Here is a 19,640-nt window from a genome sequence, read left to right on the forward strand (position 1 = left end):
GTCCGCAGGTGACATCATGTCCGCGCACCGACCCACATCCAGGAGCGCGTCTGATGGCCGTCACCGGCACCCCCCCTCTCGCCGCCAAGCGGGAACGCACCGGCTGGTATATCTACGACTGGGCCAACTCGGCCTTCTCCACCACCGTCATCACGGTGTTCCTCGGCCCGTTCCTGACCACGATCACCGAGCAGGCGGCCGGCTGCGCCATCGACGCCGACACCTGCGACGGCACCGTGCGACCGCTGGGCATCCCGGTCGCGGCCGGCTCCTACTACGCCTACCTGGTGTCGCTGTCGGTGCTGCTGACCGTGTTCGTGCTGCCGGTGATGGGCGCCATCGCCGACCGGGCACCCCGTAAGAAACCGCTGCTGGCCGGAGCCGCGTTCCTCGGCGCCACCGCCACCGTCGCGATGGCGTTCGTGACCGGCGACCGATACCTGCTCGGCGGTCTGCTGTTCATCATCGCGAACATCTCCTTCGGTGCCGCGATCGTGGTGTACAACTCGTTCCTGCCGCACCTGGGCGGCCCCGACGAACGCGACCGGATCTCCAGCCGCGGCTGGGCGATCGGCTACCTCGGCGGCGGTGTCCTGCTGCTGCTGAACCTGGTCGCGGTGATGAGCCTGTCGCAGGACGGCAACCCGCAACGCACCCTGGACCTGGCCCGCTGGTCGATCGTGTCGGCCGGCATCTGGTGGGCGGCGTTCACGATCGTGCCGCTGCTGTGGCTGCGCGAGCACCCCGGCGCCGCGTCGGCCGAACCCGCCGACGACGGCGGCAACGTGTTCACCGACGGATTCAAACAGCTCGGCCACACCATCAAAGGCATGCGCGCCTACCCGCTGACACTCGCGTTCCTCGGCGCCTACCTCATCTACAACGACGGCATCCAGACCGTCATCGCCCTGGCCAGCCAGTTCGGCGACAAAGAACTCGGCCTCCAGCAATCCGACATGATCATGACGATTCTGATCGTCCAGTTCCTGGCGTTCGGCGGCGCCCTGCTGCTCGGCGCGCTCGCCACCCGCATCGGCGCCCGCAAGACCATCCTCATCGCACTGGGCGGCTGGCTGGCCGTCGTGATCGCCGCCTACTTCCTGCCCGAAGGCAAACCGATCCCGTTCATGCTGCTCGGCGCCGGCATCGGCATCGTGATGGGCGGCAGCCAAGCCCTGTCGCGCAGCCTGTTCTCCCAGCTCATCCCGGCCGGCAAGGAAGGCGAGTACTACGGCTTCTACGAGATCAGCGACAAGGGCACCAGCTGGCTCGGCCCGCTGTTCTTCGGCCTGATCTTCCAGCTCACCAACAGCTACCGCGCCGGCATCGTGTCCCTGGTGGTGTTCTTCCTGCTCGGCGGTGTCCTGCTGGCGTTCGTGCCGATCCGGCGCGCCATCATCGCCGCCGGCAACACCCCACCCAAGCTGGTCTGATGAACATCACCATCGACCCCGCCTCGGCGACCCCGCCGTACGAACAGGTCCGGCTGCGCATCGCCGCGCTGGCCGCCGACGGGGAACTCGCCGCCGGCACCCGCCTGCCGCCGGTACGCCAGCTCGCCGGCGACCTGCGCCTCGCGGTGAACACGGTGGCCCGCGCCTACCGCGAACTCGAGCAGGCCGGACTCGTCGAAACCCGCGGCCGGCACGGCACCGTCGTCACCGCCAAAGCCACCGGCACGTCCGGGCAGGCCCAGCGCGCCGCCGCCGCCTACGCCGAACGCACCCGGGCTCTCGGTGTCCCCCCGGAGACAGCATTGGCGCTGGTCAAGGCCGCCCTCGAAGACCACTGAGGAGTACGGACCGGCCAGCACCCGACCACACCACGACCACCGCCGTCGCGGGGGACGCGACGCACCCGCGGCGGCACGCCCGCCGGCGCGCCTCACGGGCTGCAGCGGCCGGTCACCGTCACCCCCAGGGCCGGCCCTGATCACCGGGGCGACGGTTGCGTGGCCGGGGCACGATGTGCGGCGTGCCCCGCAACCGCCTGATCCGGCGACAGCTCACCCTGTCCCTGGCGACCCTGCTCGTCTGCCTGCTCACCTTCGGCACCACGGGCCTGCTCGCCACCTCGGGTTCGGCTGTACTCACCGCGGCCGCCGGCCTGCCGATGCTCATCGGCGTACCGGCACCGATCCTGCTGTGGTTCCGCGGCGAGGACGAACTCGACGTCACCGCCCGCTGGATCACCCCGGTCACCGCCGCGACCGCCCTGCTGGCCGTGGCCGCCGCCATCGGCATCCCGGCCGCCCAGCAGCTCGGCACCGCAGGCGACCCGCTCGGCTGGTTCCCGCCCGGCACACCCCCGCCCGCACCACGCCTGCAGCGCCTCGCCCTGCTCACCGGCGCGGCCGGCCTGACCATACTGGCCGCGGCCACCGCGTCACGCGTACGCCGGGATCTGCGCCGTTATGACCTCACCGGAAGCCGCCGCCCACCGCAACGGGTCCGCGACGCCGCCGAACGCCGCCGCCACGAACGCGAGCAACGCATCGAACGGCTCCGGGCCCACCGCCGCGGCGACGCGGCACCGCCGGCCACCTCCGCCGGCTGACCGGCGGCCCTCAGGCGCCCCCGGCAAGCGTCCGCCAGAACGTCGCCTGCCGTACCGGCGGCCATCGCCTGCCGGAGCGGCCACCGTAGGGTGACCGGCATGGGTGCGGATCTGCGGGCGCTGCTGTGGAAATCAGCCGAACACGGCGACACCCCGCACCTTCCCGTCGTGGCCCTGACATCGGGGCTGGTGCTGCTGCCCCTCACCGGGAAGATCACCACAACCGTCCTGGGCGCCGGCGACAACGACCCCGTCGTCGACGGCTTCTACGAACTCACCGAACCGGTCGCCGACTGGGCCCGCCGCCGCTCCCACCACGGTGTCGTCGCCTACCTGCACAGCGAATTCTTCGGCGGCGGCGGCTTCCACGCGGCGGTGGCCTGGCACCACGGCGACACCGTGTGGGGCCCCCGGTTCACCGCCACATCCCGCGGCGAGGCCGAGGACCACTACACCGTGCCCGACGACCACCGCGACATGGCCGCCAACATGCTGCTGCGCCACCTCGGCGTCGACCGCGGCCAGCACCTCGACGAGTTCGCCGCCGCCGGCCTGGACCAGCAACGCTGGACCACCGACTGGTAGCCGACCCCGGCCGGTACAGCCCCGGCCCGGTGCCGCACAATCGCCAGCCGTGCATCCCCGACCGCTGACCGGCCTGTAGCACATCCCACCAGACGGTACGGATCGCATGCGCACCCCATGCGTTCGGCTCGATCACCCCGCAGAACCACAGGTCCCGCCCCGCCGGCCGGGCATCACGCGAAGCCGGATCACCGGCCGTCACACCATGACCCCGGAACACCGCGTGCACATCGGCCAGCAACGCCCCGTACCTGCCGGCCAGCCCCGCCAGCGCCGTGTTGAGTTCACCGACCCAGTACGGCCCGCGCGGCCACGGCGCCAGCCCCGAACCGGGCACCACACCGGTACCGTCGCTCGGGTCGTAGACGGTCGTCACCACGATCCGGCACGACGGCGCCGATCTGCGCAGCGCCGACAACACCCCTTCACCCTGCGCCGCGACCCGCCCGACCGCGGCCGCCGCGGCCACGTCATCGCCGTAGCCGCCCATCACATCGTTACCGCCCATCGTGATCGTCACCAGATCCGGGACACCGGCCAGCCGCGGCAACTGCCGCTCCAGCACGTCAGCCGTCACCGCACCGTCGCGGGCCAGCACCTGCACACTCCACCCGGCGCCGGCCAGATCACGGCACGCCCACCCCGGGAAATCGGCGTCATGGTTGCGATGCAGCAGACTCGCCGCACCCCGGCCCGGACCACCCGCGTACTCGTCGATCGACATGGAGTCGCCGAGGGCGACATACCGGCTGCTCATGTCACCGATCCTCACCGCGCGCCAGCGGCACGGCCAGCCATTTACCGGCCCGCACCGCTCACCGGGGCTTCTCACACAACAGAACCCGCTCCTGCGCCGGCCGGTCCGGGGCCTGCCGCACCTCCACCACCCGGAACCCGGCAGCCGTCAGACCGGCGTGCAGATCGATGCGGTCCCGGAACCGCAACGTCGAATCCGACGTCAGGACCTCACCATCGGCGAACGTGTACGTGTACCGCAACGACACCAGCGGCAGCCGCACCGACGTCAACGCGAACCGCTGCTCCACCCGCCCGACACCCGGCACCTCCCGCACCACCGGCCCCGTCCGTGCCGCCCACTCGTCCCACGCCCGATACTCCGGCCGGCGCGTCTCGAACACCAGCAACCCACCCGGCCGCAACACCCCGTGCACCGCACGCAACACCGCCGCCCAGTCGTCGTCGGTCAGGAACACCTGCGCCACGTTGCCCGTCATCACCGCCACGTCGAACACCTCACCGGCCGGGATCTCCGCACACCAGCGCACCCGCCCGGCACCCGGCTTACCGCGCGCCACCTCCAGCGACGCCTCAGCCGGATCCACCCCGGTCACCCGCAACCCCCGCCCGGCCAGCCGCAACGCCAGACAACCGGTACCGCAACCCACGTCCAGCACACTGCCGGCACCCAGCTCCGCAACGATCTCCTCGTACGCCTCCAGGTCGTCACGGTCACCGTCGAACGTGTCATAGACGGCCGCCAGCCGCGGATGAGCAAAGATCGGGTCAGGCACGCTGAAGACCATATTCGATCCCCGCACCGGCGACAGGCATCCACGTTTACCGCTACCCTCGCCCGGGTGACCCGATTCCTGCTCGTACCCGGCCGCGGAATCCCGTTCCCCAACCACTGGTCGCGGCAATGGGCCCGCGCCCACCGCAACTACGTGTGGGCACCCGAACCGCCCGGCCCCCCGTACATCGCCGAAGACCGCGTCGACGCACTGCACACCGCCATCAGCGCCTCCGACGAACCCGCCGTCCTCATCGCCCACAGCGCCGGCTGCATGACCACCGGCTTCTGGGCCGCCGAACACACCGGACCCGTCGCCGCCGCACTCCTGGTCACCCCACCCGCCCACGACCGGGCACCCCGCAGCCGGCTGCCGTTCCCGGCGATCGCCGTGATCAGCCGCAACGACCCGCACTGCCCCTACGACGACGGAGTCCAGCTGGCCCGCGACTGGGGCGCCGAACTGTACGACGCCGGCCCCGTCGGCCACCTGGACTCCAAATCCGGTTTCGGCCCCTGGCCCGAAGGCGAGAAACTCGTCGCCCGGCTCGCCGGGCACGCCTGAAGTCAGACGCCACCCTTCGCGTCGATCGTCCCCGTCGACAGCAGCACCAACAACAACGAACCCAACGCGAGCCGGTAGAAGATGAAAATGCTGTACGAATGCTTCGCCACGAACTTCAGCAGCCACGTCACCGACGCATAGGCGACCACGAAACTCACCACCGTCGCCACGATCGTGTTCGTCCACCCCACACCGTTGGAGATGTTGTCGAACTCCTCGACACCCTGCAGCAGCGACGCACCCGTCAGCGCCGGAATCGACAGGAAGAACGACAACTTCGTCACCGTCACCCGGTCGAAGTCACGCAGCAGACCCGCCGACATCGTCGCCCCCGACCGGGAGATACCCGGAATCAGCGCCATGCACTGCACCACACCGATGATCAGCGTGTCCTTCCACGTCACGTCCTCCTCATGACGAACCTGCGTGGCAGCGTGATCAGCGAACGCCATCACCCCCGACCACACGATCAACGCACCCGCCACGAACCACAGGCTCCGCAGCGTCGTCTCGATGTCATCCTTGAAGATCAACGCCACGATCACGATCGGGATCGAACCCAGCAGCACCGCCCACCCGAAGCGGAAATCCGGATGAGCACGCAACTCCGCGTTGAACAACCCCCGCAGGAACGCCGGCACCACCCGGGCGATGTCCTTACGCAGGAACAGAATCGTCGCCAGCACCGCACCCGACTGAATGATCACCGTGAACGCGGTGATGGCCGGATCATCGACCCGATGACCGAAAAGGTTCTCCAAAATCGTCAGGTGACCGGTGCTCGACACCGGGAGAAACTCGGTCACACCCTCGACCGCGCCGAGGATCACGGCCTCGACGATACTCATGTCCGAACTCAAAACCCCGCCCGCTTTCGGTAGCCGGGTTCAGAGCATAGGAGACCAGTTCACCCACCCGGACGCCGGGCGACTCACCACTCCAGCACCCCGCCGTCAGCCACATGCCAACGCCGCGTACACCCGATCGCCTCCGCGAAATACCGGTCGTGACTCACCACCAGCAGCGTCCCCCGGTACCGCCGCAACGCCTCCTCCACCACATCCAGCGCCGCGAAATCCAGAAAATTCGTCGGCTCGTCGAGCAACAGCACCCGCGACGCACTGTTCACCAGCACCGCCGGCAGCAACCGCCGCAACTCCCCCGCCGACAGATCCCGCACCGGCGCCGACCACTGCTCCGCCTCGAACTGATGCCCCGCCAGCAACCGCTCCGCATCCTCGGCGTACACCGGCACCCGCGCCCGGAAGAAATCAAGCACCGTCGTGGCGTCCCGCAACCCGTCATCGGTCTGCGGCAACACCGCCACCTCCGGATGACGCTCCGCGATCGCCCGCAACAACGTCGTCTTGCCCGACCCGTTCCGTCCCGTGATCAACACCCGGTCCCCGCGCCGGACCTCCACCGCCACATCGCGCAGCAGATCCCGCACCGTCAACCCACGCACCTTCAGCAGCACCTCACCGGGATCACCGTCGTCACCGGGAAACGCCAGCGTCAACGGCGGCCGCGTCCGCGGCCGGGCGATCCACCGCACCGACGCCATCTCCCGCCGCAACCGCCGCTCCCGCACCTTCGCCTTACGCGCCACCAACCGCGCCACCCGCCGCAGATGCGGGGCCTGCACCCCCGACCGGACCGTGTTCTCCACCCCACGAGCAAACCCCTTGGTCCGCTCGATGTCGGCCTCCCACCGCGCCCGATCCTTCTCCTGCGCCTCGAAATCAAGCAGCAGCTTCTCCCACCGCCGCTGCTTCTCCGCCCGGTACGCCGTATAACCGCAACCCGGATAGTCCTGCGGCCGCTCGTCGATACCGTCCAGCTCGACGATCCGATCCACCACCTCGTCCAGGAACGCCCGATCATGACTGACCGCCAGCACCCCACCCGCGAACCCACCCAGCCACTGCCGCAACCACGCCGCACCCTCGGCATCCAGATGATTCGTCGGCTCATCGAGCAACAACAGATCCGGCTCGTCGAGCAACGCCCGCGCCAGCATCAGCCGCGCCTGCTCACCACCACTGACCGACCGCAACGACAACCCGTCGTCCAGATGATCGATGTCCAGCCGCTGCCGCACCTCCGTCAGCCGCGACTCCGCATTCCAGCCCTCCAGCACCGTCCAGCGCTCCTGCACGGCCGCGAACTGCGCCAGCACATCCTCACCGCCGGCCAGACACCGCTCGAGCTCCCGCATCCGCGTGATCACCTCAGCCAGCTCACCGAGCCCACCGGCCAGGAACTCCCCCACCGCGCCGTCCGGATCCGGCATCCGCTGCGGCACATACCCGATCCGCGTGCCCGGCGCGACACTCAGATGGCCCTCACCGGGCGTCAGCTCCCCGGCCAGCACCCGCAGCAACGTGGTCTTGCCCGCCCCGTTGGGACCGACCACACCGATCCGGTCACCCGGACGCAACACCAGGTCCAGACCCGAGAACAACAGATCACCGTCATGAGAATGACCGAGACGGACGGCTTTGACATGCACAGACAAGATCAACTCCAGGTGGGGTGACACCGACAAGGACACGAAGTCGGGTCTCTCACAGCACCGGAGCGCACTCCCAAGATCTCGGCAACACAATCGCGACCCACTCTGCCCCCACCCCGGCCCGACCCGCAACCGCAATTCACCCCACCGGCGGCAGACCTTCACCACCCGCGGCCTGCTGGCGACCACCACACCCGGTCCCGCTCCGTGCAGGTGTGCCCGGTCCACCTCCAGGACCGAGCACCACCAGCTGCGAAAAGGGCTGACCGCGGTGGGTTCCGGAACCCACCGCGGTCAGCCCCCGCGCACCCCGCACCGACGGCGGACGCCGTCCGTCGTCTCAAGCCGTGACGCGGGCGGTGTTCACGCACTCGGCGACGTCCAGCACCAGCATCAGCCGCCCTTCGGTCTTGTACGCACCGGTGACCAGCGCCCGCGACGGGCCGGTCAGGGTGGCCGGCGGCTCCTCGAACAGATCCGCGTCCAGGTCGGCGACCTGCCCGATACGGTCCACCAGCAGGCTCACCGGCTCACCGGCGTACCGCACGATCACGTTCATCACCAGGCCGGACATGTCCCGGCGCGGCAGCCCGAACTGCACCCGCAGGTCCACCGCGGCGATCACCTGACCGCGCAGGTTGAACAGTCCACCGACCGCGTTCGGCGCCATCGGCACGGGCGTGTACTCGCTGTACGACAGCACCTCCTGCACCGCGTCGACGTCCACGCCGAAGAACTGGCCGGCGACCTCGAAGGTGACGAACTGGCGACTGGTCATGCACAACTCCCGGGGTAGCGGCCGTCGGCGAGGACGTGCCGCGACGGGTCGCCAGGCATATCGGACGTTCAGGGCCCGACCCAAGGAATCCGGCGCCCGCAACCGGTCCCGTACCGCAAATCAGATCTTGGTTGTCGGCGAAGCCGTCGTTTTGGAGGATGGTAGTGCGGCTTGCCGCACTACCTCTAAGCCGTCCTAGGATGTTGATGGCCGGGTCAGACCGCCACCGGGACCGGGGCCGCCTCGGTGACCCTCGGCCAGGACGCCACCACCACGCCGACCGCGACGGTGGCCACCAGTGCCGCCCCGCCGACCACCAGCGTCGGCCGCAGCAGTTCGGCGGAGGCGCCGGCCGCGAACATCGCCAGGCCCTGCACCGCGCACAGCCCGGACATCGCCACCCCGAACGCGCGGGCCCGGTAGGCGGCCGGCACGGCCCGGCCGAACAGGGCGTTCAACGGAATGCTGAACGACCCGGCCAGCCCGCTGACGAAGAACAACGCGAGCACCACCGGCAGCGGTGGCCGGGTGGCGACCGGCAGGAGCACAGCGCACGACAGCACGGCCAGCGGCAGCATGATCCGCCGGCGCAGCGCGGGCGGGCAGGCCCGGGTCAGCAGCACCCCGCCGACGGCGACACCCGCCGGCATGGCGGCCAGCAGCAGACCGCCGGTCCAGGCCCCTCCCCCGTACTCGGCGGCCAGCGGCGCGGCGACGCCTTCGGCGGCGTAGACGAGGCAGGACAACCAGAAGAGCAACAGATACGAGCGCAGCGTACGGTCGGCGAACACCACCCGTATCCCGGCGGTCGTGTCGGCCCACCAGGAGCCGGACGGTTCCGCGGTGGCCCGGGTCGCGGCGCCGCTGCCGCGCAGCCCGGTGGCGATCAACGCGGCCGACAGCAGGAACGTGGCCGCGTCGACGGCCAGTACGGTCTGCGCGGACCCGGCGGACACCAGCAGACCACCGAGGGCGAACCCGGCGACCTGGGTGAACTCGGCGACGATGTTGTCCAGGCCGTTGGCGACGGCGTAGCGGTCGCCGTGCAGGATGTCGGGCATCAGTGACGCCCGCGCGGACTGGAACGGCGGCCGGAACAGGTTGGCGACGAACGCCATCGCCACCAGGGCCGCGACCGGGATGCCGGGCACGAGCATGAGCAGCACGATCGCGGCACGGGCCAGGTCGCAGACGAGCAGGACGCGCCATCGCGGCATCCGGTCGGCGAAGACCGACAGCAGGGGCCCGCCGATCACCCAGGTCGCATACGAGCCGGCGAACGTGAGCGCGGCCAGCAGCGGCGAACCGGACCGGGCGTAGACCACGAAGGCCAGCGCGACGGCCGTCAACTGATCGCCGATCAGCGACAGCACGTTGGCCGCGAAGAGGTGACGGTACTCGCGGACCGCGAAGATGTCGCGGTACGAGGCCGGCTGTTCGGACATGCGGTTCCCCGGGGATAGGGCGGACACGAACGACGGCGAGCCGCACGAGCGGCCCGCCGTCGCGAGCGGTTACTGCCGGTACTTCAGGCCTCTGCGGCCCGGGCCGGATTCACGACCAGGTACGTCCACGCATCGGGCACCTCCTTCGCGGGGGTCGGAGCGGTCTGGCAGTGGGGGCTGTCAGGCCCAGCTACGTCCACGCATCGGGCGTACCTCCTTCGGCGGGGGCGGGCTCCGGGCTGCCCGCCCGGTCGCTTACCGGAACAACGTTAGGTATCCCCGGATCCCGGGCATATCGGTCACCGATCCAGCCGTAACCGGCCGGGGGTCTCGATTGGGACGTTCTCCCCGCACACTGTCGAAGCCGGCCGGAAAGATCCGCGACAGGGCGGTTGCCGGTATGACCAATCGGATAACGCAGCGGCTGCGGCTCACGAGAACGTATGTTGCGGCAATGGACCACCGGGTGGATCTGCGGCTGCTGCAGGTACTGGGCGAGATGACCGCGTCGTCGCATCTGATGCAGGCCGACGAGGTGGCACCGAAGGTGGATCGGGCGCTGTCGCGGCTCGGCATGGACGCCATGATCTACCTGATCGATCACGAACAGATGGTGCTGAACGTACTGCCGGTAGCGGGCCGGCAAGCGCCGTCGCCGATTCCGGTCGACAAATCCGTTCCCGGGCGCGCGTACATGCTGGTCCAGCCGGAGCCGGACCCGGAGCAGCCGGGCCAGTTGTGGGTGCCGCTGCTCGACGGCACCGAACGCCTCGGCGTGATCCGATTCGCTCTGCCCAGCAACGTCGACCCGCACGACCCCCGCTGGCAGCAGCGGTGTGAGCTGGTCGCCGGGCTGGCGGCGCACCTCGTGCAATCCAAGCTGTGCGCCGGCGACATCCTGCCGGGCACCCGGCGGACCCGGCCGATGACGGTCGCCGCCGAGCTGATGTGGCGGATGCTGCCACCGCTGACCTCCAGCCACGAACGGCTGGCCCTGACCGCGATCGTGGAACCGTGTTACGACATCGGCGGCGACGGCTACGACTACGCCGTCGACGGCAACACCGCCTGGCTGGTGCTGCTCGACGCGATGGGGCGCGGCCTGACCGCCGCGGTCGCCTGCGCGGTGGCCCTGTCCGCGATCCGCGCCACCCGCCGCGCCGGCGGCGGGCTGCTCGAGCAGGTACGCGCCGCCGACGAAAGCCTCGTCGAGCAGTTCGGGCCCACCGGCCGCGCCCGGTTCGTCACCGGCCTGCTGGCCCAGGTCGACCTGGAAACCGGCCTGCTGCGCTACATCAACGCCGGCATCCCGCTGCCCATCATCCTGCGCGACGCCGACCTGCTCGGCGTCGTGACCGGCGGCGCACGCGTCCCGTTGGGCCTGCGAACCCCCGTCGACATGCGCGTCGGTGAGCAGCAACTGCAACGCGGCGACCGGATGCTGCTGCACACCGACGGCGTCGTCGGAGCCCGCGCCGCCGACGGCAGCGCGTTGGGCGCCGCGCGGCTGACCCAGCTCGCCACCGACTGCGAAAAAGCGCGGCTGCCAGCACCGGAAACCCTGCGCCGGCTGTCTCTCGCCGTGGCCGGGCACCGCGGCGGCCCGCCCAGCGACGACGCGGCGATGGTCCTGGTCGAATGGTCACCCGCCGCCGCGAAACGCACCCTTGCAGGGCCACCGTTCCCCGCAGTCCCCGGCGAAGGCGAGGACCGGTCATGAAGCGGCCAGAACTGACGGTCACCAGCACCGACGCCACCGGCAACACCACAGTGATCAGCATGGCCGGGGAACTCGACCTGCGTACCGAACACCTCATCCGCGACGAAGTCAGCGCGCTGCTGGACCGCGGCCGCGTCCACCTCGTTTTCGACCTGGCGGGCCTGACGTTCTGCGACTCCACCGGCATGGGCACCTTCATCGACCTGGCCCGCGATGCACGGGCACGCCACGGCTGGATCCGCCTGGCCGCCCTCAGTCCCTCCCTCCGCAAGTCCTTCCAGCTGCTCCACCTCGACCAGCTGCTCGACCTCTACGCCACCACCGACAACGCCCTCACCGATCACGGACCTGCCACCGATGTGACCCTCGGATCAGCCCACTGACAGGACGGGCACTTCTGCGCCGCGACGATGTCGCGGCGCACGAGCCGCCGGCGGAACGGTTCGCCGGCCGCTTCAGAGGATCTCGACCTCCTCCAGGGCCCGGCGGACGGCGGCGCGGCCGGTCTCGTCGAGGCCCCGCAGCGGACGCGGCAGACAGTTGACGGAGGTCAGCCCGAGCAGGGCGGCCACCGCCGCGACGACCCGCAGGCTGCCGTACGCGGCGAACAGCTCCCAGAACGGCCGCAGCCGGTCGGAGGCCGCCCGGGACTGCGCCGCCGAGCCCGCACGGGTGATCGCCAGTGCCGCCTCCGGCAGGATGCCGCCGATCACCGAGTACCAGGCGTCGCAGCCGGCCCGCAGCGACACCGCCGCCACCGGGTCGCCGGACACGCCGATGCCGACATGGTCCGGCAGCCGGCCGCGCAGCTCGGTGACCCGGTCGTGCGCGATGGCCGGGTCGGCCGGCAGCGGCGGCACCTTGATCGACGTGACGTGCGGGAGTTTCGCGACCGCCGCGTACAGGTCGTCGGTGAACGTGAACCCGGTCGTACGCGGGTTGTCGTAGACCACCAACGGCACCGACAGCGTCGCGGTGACCTGCTCGTACAGGTGATACACCTCGTCGGGCAGCAGCGGCTGGTACGACACCGGCGCCAGCAGCACCGCGGCCGCCCCGGCCCGCTGGGCGTCCTCGGCGTGTTCCAGCACGTGCCGCAGCCGCACCGCCCCGACGCCCACGATCACCGGGACACCGCCGGCCGTCTGCACGGCCAGGGTGGCGGCGCGGGCCCGTTCGGCGCGGGTGAAATAGGCGTACGACCCGGTCGAGCCGAGCGCGCCGATGCTGTCGACGCCGGCCGCGGCCAGCCGGGCTATCAGCGTCGCGTAAGCGCTCTCGTCGAGCCGGTCGTTGTCGAGCGGGGTGAGCGGGAAGGCACTCAGGCCGGTGAACACGGTGAATCTCCTTGTCTGCAGGTGATCAGCGGTCCAGGCGTACCACCAGCGGACGGTGGTCGGACACCGCGCCGGACGGGGTGCGCACCTGGACGACACGGCCCAGCGCGGCGACGCCACGCGGGTCCGCGAGAACATGGTCGAGCTGGGTCTTCGGGGACGGGCTGGGGAAGGTCGCGGCCCGGGCCAGCGGCTGCCAGCCGGTGAACGCGCGGACCGGCCCGGCCGGCATGTTGAGATCGCCGAGCAGCACCCGCGGCGCCGGCAGGGCACGCAGTGCCCGCACGGCGGCGCGCAGCTGGCGCACGTTCCAGCCGGGCACGAACGACAGGTGTGTCGTGGCGACGGTCAGCGGCCCGCCCGGGGTGTCCAGGACGGCGGCGAGCAGCACCCGCGGCTCGTCACGCAGCAGCAGCAGGCCGCCGTTGGGCACGTAGACCGGCGAACGCACCGGCGCCGCGGGCAGCTCGGTGATCTGCCACCGCAGCACCGGGTAGCGGCTGACCAGGGCGATGCCGTACTGCGGGTGGCCGATGTCGGCGCCGGAGTGCCACGGCTCCCACGTCTGCCCGGGTGTGCCCACGACCGCGGCGGCGAACCGGTGGGTCGTGGCGCCGAGCGCGTCGGCGGCCAGGGCGGTCAGGTCGAGCAGCCCGCTGCGGGGCTGCGCCCGGTCCACCTCCTGCAGCCCCAGCACGTCGGCGTCGAGGTCGGCGACGGCCGCGTGGATCCGGTCGGCGTGTACGGTGCCGTCGGACAGGGAACGGCCGTGCAGCAGGTTGAAGGTCGCCAGTCGCACGTGCCGACCCTAGCCCTGCCCCCTCACCGGGGCAGAACCGGACCAACGGGATGAGTGCGATGATGTTCAAGGCGTTGTTGTGCCTGGCGATGCTCTTCGTCGCCGGAGCACTGTTCGGGATGTGGCTGACCAAACACCGGCGCGGCCGATGATCGCGACACTGCTGCTGGCCGCGCTCGCGGCCGGCTGGGTGGACGCGGTCGTCGGCGGTGGCGGTCTGCTGCTGCTGCCGGCCCTGCTGGTGGTGGCACCGCAGCTGGGCACGGCCACCGCCCTGGGCACCAACAAGCTCGCGGCGATCTGCGGCACGTCGACGGCGGCGGTCACCTACGCACGCCGCACCAAGATCGACTGGGGGGTGGCCGGCCCGTCGGCGGCACTGGCGCTGCTCTGCTCCGGCTGCGGCGCGGCACTGGCCGGGGCGATCCCCGCGTCGGCGTACCGGCCGGTGATCATCGGTGTGCTGGTGGCGGTGGCGGTGTTCGTCACCGTACGCCCGCAGATGGGCCTGGCCGAGCACCTGGAGAAACGCACACCGTGGCGGCGCGGCACCGCGGTGGCCGTCGCCGGTGGCCTGATCGCCCTCTACGACGGCCTGATCGGCCCGGGCACCGGCACGTTCCTGGTGCTGGCGTTCACCGCGATCATCGGCGCGGACTTCGTGCACGGCTCGGCCATGGCGAAGATCGTCAACACGGCCACCAACCTCGGCGCGCTGGTGGTGTTCGCCGCCACCGGCCACGTGGCGTGGAAACTGGGCGCCGCCATGGCGGTTTGCAACATCGTCGGCGCCGTCATCGGCGCGCGGATGGCGTTGCGCCGCGGCGCCGGGTTCGTCCGCGTCGTGCTGCTGGTCGTCGTGCTCGCGTTGATCGCCCGGCTCGGCTACCTGCACTGGTCCGAATCGTGAGCCGGCGCCGGTCCCCGCAGGTGACCGGATCGTGAATTGCCACAATGACGCCATGAGTTCCGAGGACCCGCAGAAGCTGATCGCCGCCATCGAGGAGCAGGAGAACCGCCTGGTCTTCCCGAGTTTCACCGAGACCGACGCGTGGGAGCTGGGCAGCCTGCTGGTACGGATGGCCGCCGAGCGGCAACTGCCGGTGGCCCTGGACATCCGGCGCGGGCAGCAGCAGCTGTTCCACGCGGCGCTGCCCGGCTCGACGGCCGACAACGACGCCTGGATCGCCCGCAAGGTGCGCGTGGTGTACCGGTACGGGGCGTCGTCGTACCTGGTGGGGCGGCGGCTGGCGGCCAAGGGCCGGGAACTGGACGCCTCCCAGGGCGTCGACCCGGCGCGCTACGCCGCGCACGGCGGCGCGTTCCCGGTACGGCTGCCCGGTGCCGGGTTGATCGGGGTGGTGACCGTCTCCGGCCTGCCGCAGGCCGACGACCACGCCCTGGTCGTCGAGGCGATCGAGACGTTCCTGGCGGCGCGTTGAGCTGACAGCGCACGGCCTCTGCTGTCGGCAGACTTCCGTGGGCGTGTCGCGGCCCGGTCCGGCAGGCTCGCCGCATGCGGATTCTGGTGCTGGGCGGTAGTGGTTTCGTCGGCCGGGCGGTGGCCGAACTGGCGGTGTCGCGCGGCGACGACGTGACGGTGTTCAACCGGGGCCTGCGGTTTCCGGTCGCCGGGGTGCGGGTACTGACCGGCGACCGGCTCACCGACGGCGGGCTCGCGGCGCTGCGGGACGGCACCTGGGACGCGGTCGTGGACACCTGGTCGGCCGACGCGTCCGCGGTGGCTGCGGCCGCCGCTGCGCTCAACGGCAGAGCAGGGCATTTCTCGTACGTGTCCAGCCGCTCCGTCTACCACTACGACGAGTCGGCGGCGGCCGTGCCGCAACTCGACGAGAACGCACCGCTCGTCGCCGGCGACGAGCCGGGCTACGCCGGTGACAAGCTGCGCGGCGAACGGGCGGCCGAGGCGTTCGGTGGCCCGTTGCTGCTGGCCCGGGCCGGTCTGATCCTCGGCCCGCACGAGGACATCGGCCGGCTGCCGTGGTGGCTGACCCGGCTGCACCGCGGCGGGCCCACCCTGGCGCCCGGCCCGCGCGACCTGCCGCTGCAGTACGTCGACGCCCGTGACCTGGCCGCGTTCCTGCTCGACGCGGCCGCCGCCGGCGCGAGCGGCCCGTTCAACGTGGTCAGCGAACCCGGCCACACCACGATGGCGCAACTGCTGGAGACCGCCGCCGAGGTCACCGGCTCCCGGGCGGACCTGCGCTGGATCGCCCCGGAGAAGATCCTGGCCGCCGGGATCGCGCCGTGGATCCAACTGCCGTGCTGGCTGCCGCCCGGCCCGCTGCACACGTTCCTGCACGACGGTGACGTGAGCCGGGCGGTAGCGGCCGGTCTGCGGTGCCGGCCGGTCCGCGAGACGGTCGCCGACACGTGGGCGTGGCTGTCGTCGCTGCCCGGCAGCGCCCCGCAGCGCGACGACCGGCCCGTCGTCGGCCTCGACCCGAAAATCGAGGCCGACCTGCTGGGAAGCTAGAGCGAGCGGGTTGCGTGCCGGCCGGCGGCGCGGCCACTGAACAGGCAGCCGCCCAGGAAGGTCCCTTCCAGGGCGTTGTAGCCGTGCACACCGCCGCCGCCGAAGCCGGCCACCTCACCGGCCGCGTACAGGCCGCTGATCGGGCTGCCGTCGGCGCCCAGCGCCCGCGAGTCCAGGTCGGTCTGGATACCACCGAGGGTCTTGCGGGTGAGGATGTGCAACTTGACGGCGATCAGCGGCCCGGCCGCCGGGTCGAGCAGCCGGTGCGGGGCCGACGTACGCCCGATCCGGTCGCCGATGTAGCGGCGCGAGTTGTGGATGCCCTGCACCTGCGCGTCCTTGGTGACCTTGTTGGCGATCTGCGAGTCACGGGCCTCGACCTGCGCACGGACCGTCGCCGCATCGAGCAGCGGCTGCCCGGTCAGCTTGTTCATGCCGGCCACCAGCTCGTCGAGACCACCCGCGACCACGAAGTCCGCGCCGTGCCGTTTGAACGCCTCGACCGGCCCGGGTGCCCCCTTGCCGAACAGCCGCTGCTTGATGAACCCGCGCCGGTCACCGGCGGTGATGTCGGGGTTCTGCTCCGAACCGGACAGCGCGAACTCCTTCTCGATGATCCGCTGGGTGAGCAGGAACCACGAGTGGTCGTGTTCGGCGATCCCCGGCGTGGTACGCAGATACTTCAGCGTGCCGAGGGTGTCGTAACTGGGAAAGTACGGTGCCGGCAGCCGCTGCCCGAGAGCGTCGAGCCACAGCGGTGACGGCGCCGACAGGATGCGGATACCGTGGCCCGGCCAGATCGGATCCCAGTTCTGCACGCCTTCGGTGTAGTGCCACATCCGGTCACGGTTGACCAGCCGCACCCCGGCGTCCTCGGCGATCTGCAGCATCCGGCCGTCCACGTAGGCCGGCACACCGGTGACCATGAACTTCGGCGCGCTGCCCAGACGCGCCGGCCAGTACCGGCGGACCAGGTCATGGTTGGCGCCGATACCGCCGGTGGTCACGACGACCGCCTGCGCGCGCAGTTCGAAGTCGCCGGCGGCGTCGCGGTTGGAGGTGACACCGCGGGCCGCGTCGTCGGGGGCGAGCAACGTCCCGCGTACGCCGGTGACCGCCCCGTTCTCGACGATCAGCTCGTCGACGCGGTGCCGGTGGTGGAAACGCAGCAGCCCGCTGTCGGCGGCACGGTGCGCCGCCGCGACGAACGGGGCGACCACGCCGGTGCCGGTGCCCCAGGTGATGTGGAAACGGGGCACCGAGTTGCCGTGCCCGGCGGCGCGCAGGTCACCGCGTTCGGCCCAGCCCGCGAACGGCAGCCAGGTCATCCCCATCGACGCGAGCCAGGACCGCTTCTCGCCGGCGGCGAACTCCACGTACGCGCGCGCCCACTTGACCGCCTGCACATCCTCGTCGCCGAGGCGGTCGAAGCCGGCACTGTTGCTCCAGTCCGCCCAGGCCAGCTCCACACTGTCGCGGATGCGAGCGCGGCGCTGCTCGGGGCTGCCGACGAAGAACAGGCCACCGAACGACCAGAACGCCTGCCCGCCGAGGTTCGCGGCGTTCTCCTGATCGAGCAGGGCGACCGTCTTACCGGCGCTGGTTATCTCGTGGGCGGCGGCCAGCCCGGCCAGGCCCGCTCCCACCACGATGACGTCGACGTCCACGGCACTCCCCCTCGATCGAATACGAAAATTTATCGGATTCCTGGCCCGGGGGAAATACGCTGCCCCGCGACGACACCTGGGCATGGAGTCGCCCACCCATGCCGACCGCGGTGTGACCCCGGCCGCTCACACGCTCCCCCACGACCGCCCCACCCGGCGACGGCAACAATGGTGGGGTGCCGCAACCCACCGCCGATCCCGCCGGCACCCGCTCGCAACTCGCGCAGCTACGCCCCGACCTGCTCAAGCCCTACGACGCCGCCCTGCCCGGCGCCCGCGCAGCCGTCATGGGCCGCCTGCTGACCGCCTGCCACACCGAAACCCTGCCCCGATCGGCACACACCCGGCTCACCTATCCGGCCGCAGCCGCCACACCGTTCACCGAACCACCCGCCGGCCTGACCGTGACCGTCGACGGCATCCCCACCGACGACCCGGCCCACCTCGCCGCCCTGCTCTGGCCCGGAGCACCGCTGGCCGCCGAACTCGCCGGCAGCGTCGCCAACCTCGCCCTGGCCCGCGCCGCCAACCCGCACCCACCGCGCATACCCGACGACCCGCAACCCGGCGAGATCGAACAACTCCTCGTCGACGGGCACCCCCTGCACCCCTGCTGCCGCACCCGCGCCGGCATGACCACCGCCGACATCCTCGCCTACGCCCCCGAACACCGGCCGGTGTTCCGGCTGCACCGCCTCCGGGTACCCGCCGCCCGCTGGCACGGCGACGGCGCACCCGTCCTGCTCGCCCACCCCTGGCAGGCCATCCGGCTGCGCGAACAGTACCGATGGCTCACCGACGACGGACAAACCGGCCCGGTACGCCCCCTCATGTCACTGCGCACCGTCGCGCCCCTCGACGGCGGCCCGCACATCAAGACCGCCGTGGACGTACAGATGACCTCCGCCGTCCGCACCGTCTCCCCCGCCGCCGTCCGCAACGGACCCCTGCTGTCCGCCCTGCTGACCACCCTCACCGCCGACCTGCCACTGGACGTGCTCACCGAAACCTCCGCGGGCGCCGTCATCACCGACCACGGACCCGACCGGCGCCTCGCCCACCTGATCCGGCAGGCACCCCCCGCCGGCGCCGTCCCGCTCGGCGTCCTCGCCACCACACCGTCGCTGCTGACCGCACTCGGCGACCCGTACCAGATCATGAAAGACCTGGGCCTGGTCTTCTTCCGCCCCCTGACCCGCCTCCTCGAACGCGGCGTCGCCCTGGAGGCCCACGGCCAGAACACCCTCGTCCTCATCCGCAACCGGCGCATCGTCCGGACCCTCTACCGCGACCTCGGCGGCGTCCGCGTCCACGCCGGCCGCCTCACCGCCGCCGGCCACCCGATGCCACCACTGATCGGCGACCTGCCCACCAGCGACGACACCGAACTCCGCACCAAACTCGCCGCCGCCGCCCTCGCCGGCGTAGCCCGCCAGATGATCACCGCCCTCCAGGCCGACCCCGACCGCCTGTGGCAGATCATCGCCACCTCCCTGCACGGCACCGCCGACACGAAAGCGCTGCTCACCGACCCCCTGCCGGTCAAAGCGACCACCGCCATGCGACTGGCCGCCAACCCCCTGCACGACCGCTGGACCCACCTGCCCAACCCGATGGCGGCGCACGCATGAGCCTGTCGCGGAAG

The 19,640-nt window shown here is 71.2% G+C and carries 19 protein-coding genes and 1 pseudogene; 11 read left to right on the plus strand and 9 right to left on the minus strand.

Translation table 11 applies throughout. From position 1 onward, the window contains the following. The first annotated feature begins 53 nt into the window (after nt 1-53). From AB0G04_RS11230 to AB0G04_RS11245, 4 genes are all read left to right on the plus strand, one after another. The gene (locus tag AB0G04_RS11230; protein ID WP_360980291.1) at nt 54-1,433 is read left to right on the plus strand and encodes an MFS transporter; all 1,380 of its coding nucleotides are present in this window, start codon (nt 54-56) and stop codon (nt 1,431-1,433) included. Further along, nucleotides 1,433-1,792, plus strand: coding sequence for a GntR family transcriptional regulator (locus AB0G04_RS11235; RefSeq protein WP_360980294.1), 360 nt, complete (start codon nt 1,433-1,435; stop codon nt 1,790-1,792). The genes AB0G04_RS11230 and AB0G04_RS11235 overlap by 1 nt, the downstream gene beginning before the upstream one ends. A gap of 182 nt (nt 1,793-1,974) precedes the next feature. Continuing rightward, entirely contained in the window at nt 1,975-2,556 is a 582-nt protein-coding gene (locus AB0G04_RS11240) for a hypothetical protein (RefSeq protein WP_360980297.1), read from the plus strand. Between the two features lie 99 nt (nt 2,557-2,655). Further along, on the plus strand, nt 2,656-3,141 hold the full coding sequence (locus tag AB0G04_RS11245; protein WP_360980300.1) for a hypothetical protein: 486 nt from the start codon (nt 2,656-2,658) through the stop codon (nt 3,139-3,141). A gap of 187 nt (nt 3,142-3,328) precedes the next feature. Here the strand turns inward: AB0G04_RS11245 and AB0G04_RS11250 are convergent. Further along, nucleotides 3,329-3,898: pseudogene (locus tag AB0G04_RS11250) on the minus strand (SGNH/GDSL hydrolase family protein); the annotation flags it as partial. 58 nt (nt 3,899-3,956) lie between these two features. Further along, entirely contained in the window at nt 3,957-4,673 is a 717-nt protein-coding gene (locus AB0G04_RS11255) for a methyltransferase domain-containing protein (RefSeq protein ID WP_360980303.1), read from the minus strand. A 66-nt stretch (nt 4,674-4,739) separates the two neighbouring features. Here AB0G04_RS11255 and AB0G04_RS11260 point away from each other — a divergent pair, with 66 nt between their 5' ends. Further along, complete coding sequence (locus AB0G04_RS11260; protein WP_360980306.1) at nt 4,740-5,237, plus strand: alpha/beta hydrolase; 498 nt, start codon at nt 4,740-4,742, stop codon at nt 5,235-5,237. Between the two features lie 2 nt (nt 5,238-5,239). Here the strand turns inward: AB0G04_RS11260 and AB0G04_RS11265 are convergent, their stop codons facing one another. From AB0G04_RS11265 to AB0G04_RS11280, 4 genes are all read right to left on the minus strand, one after another. Beyond that, complete coding sequence (locus AB0G04_RS11265) at nt 5,240-6,085, minus strand: undecaprenyl-diphosphate phosphatase (protein ID WP_360980310.1); 846 nt, start codon at nt 6,083-6,085, stop codon at nt 5,240-5,242. Between the two features lie 83 nt (nt 6,086-6,168). Then, nucleotides 6,169-7,701, minus strand: a complete 1,533-nt coding sequence (locus AB0G04_RS11270; RefSeq protein ID WP_360980313.1) for an ABC-F family ATP-binding cassette domain-containing protein — start codon at nt 7,699-7,701, stop codon at nt 6,169-6,171. A gap of 391 nt (nt 7,702-8,092) precedes the next feature. Continuing rightward, nucleotides 8,093-8,530, minus strand: a complete 438-nt coding sequence (locus AB0G04_RS11275; RefSeq protein ID WP_360980316.1) for a chemotaxis protein CheW — start codon at nt 8,528-8,530, stop codon at nt 8,093-8,095. Nucleotides 8,531-8,745: 215 nt separating this feature from the next. Further along, the gene (locus AB0G04_RS11280; RefSeq protein ID WP_360980319.1) at nt 8,746-9,975 is read right to left on the minus strand and encodes an MFS transporter; all 1,230 of its coding nucleotides are present in this window, start codon (nt 9,973-9,975) and stop codon (nt 8,746-8,748) included. 454 nt (nt 9,976-10,429) lie between these two features. Here AB0G04_RS11280 and AB0G04_RS11285 point away from each other — a divergent pair, with 454 nt between their 5' ends. Together AB0G04_RS11285 and AB0G04_RS11290 are read left to right on the plus strand one after the other, a co-directional pair. Next, entirely contained in the window at nt 10,430-11,695 is a 1,266-nt protein-coding gene (locus tag AB0G04_RS11285) for a SpoIIE family protein phosphatase (protein WP_360980323.1), read from the plus strand. After that, nucleotides 11,692-12,078 carry an STAS domain-containing protein gene (locus tag AB0G04_RS11290; RefSeq protein WP_360980326.1) on the plus strand — a complete coding sequence of 129 codons (387 nt, stop codon included), beginning with the start codon at nt 11,692-11,694 and terminating at the stop codon, nt 12,076-12,078. The genes AB0G04_RS11285 and AB0G04_RS11290 overlap by 4 nt, the downstream gene beginning before the upstream one ends. 72 nt (nt 12,079-12,150) lie before the next feature. Here the strand turns inward: AB0G04_RS11290 and AB0G04_RS11295 are convergent, their stop codons facing one another. Next, complete coding sequence (locus AB0G04_RS11295; RefSeq protein WP_360980329.1) at nt 12,151-13,032, minus strand: dihydrodipicolinate synthase family protein; 882 nt, start codon at nt 13,030-13,032, stop codon at nt 12,151-12,153. A gap of 25 nt (nt 13,033-13,057) precedes the next feature. After that, complete coding sequence (locus AB0G04_RS11300; RefSeq protein WP_360980332.1) at nt 13,058-13,831, minus strand: endonuclease/exonuclease/phosphatase family protein; 774 nt, start codon at nt 13,829-13,831, stop codon at nt 13,058-13,060. A gap of 148 nt (nt 13,832-13,979) precedes the next feature. Between AB0G04_RS11300 and AB0G04_RS11305 the strand changes: the two genes are divergently transcribed. From AB0G04_RS11305 to AB0G04_RS11315, 3 genes are all read left to right on the plus strand, one after another. Further along, nucleotides 13,980-14,741 carry a TSUP family transporter gene (locus AB0G04_RS11305; RefSeq protein WP_360980335.1) on the plus strand — a complete coding sequence of 254 codons (762 nt, stop codon included), beginning with the start codon at nt 13,980-13,982 and terminating at the stop codon, nt 14,739-14,741. A gap of 52 nt (nt 14,742-14,793) precedes the next feature. After that, on the plus strand, nt 14,794-15,273 hold the full coding sequence (locus AB0G04_RS11310) for a heme-degrading domain-containing protein (RefSeq protein ID WP_360980338.1): 480 nt from the start codon (nt 14,794-14,796) through the stop codon (nt 15,271-15,273). Between the two features lie 74 nt (nt 15,274-15,347). Continuing rightward, nucleotides 15,348-16,328, plus strand: a complete 981-nt coding sequence (locus AB0G04_RS11315; protein WP_360980341.1) for an NAD-dependent epimerase/dehydratase family protein — start codon at nt 15,348-15,350, stop codon at nt 16,326-16,328. Here the strand turns inward: AB0G04_RS11315 and AB0G04_RS11320 are convergent. Continuing rightward, nucleotides 16,325-17,995, minus strand: coding sequence for an FAD-binding dehydrogenase (locus tag AB0G04_RS11320; RefSeq protein WP_360980344.1), 1,671 nt, complete (start codon nt 17,993-17,995; stop codon nt 16,325-16,327). The genes AB0G04_RS11315 and AB0G04_RS11320 overlap by 4 nt on opposite strands. Before the next feature lie 176 nt (nt 17,996-18,171). Here AB0G04_RS11320 and AB0G04_RS11325 point away from each other — a divergent pair, with 176 nt between their 5' ends. Next, on the plus strand, nt 18,172-19,626 hold the full coding sequence (locus AB0G04_RS11325) for an IucA/IucC family protein (protein WP_360980347.1): 1,455 nt from the start codon (nt 18,172-18,174) through the stop codon (nt 19,624-19,626). The last annotated feature ends 14 nt before the right edge of the window (nt 19,627-19,640 follow it).

It is taken from the genome of Actinoplanes sp. NPDC023801, assembly GCF_040639655.1.
Classification (GTDB): Bacteria; Actinomycetota; Actinomycetes; order Mycobacteriales; family Micromonosporaceae; genus Actinoplanes.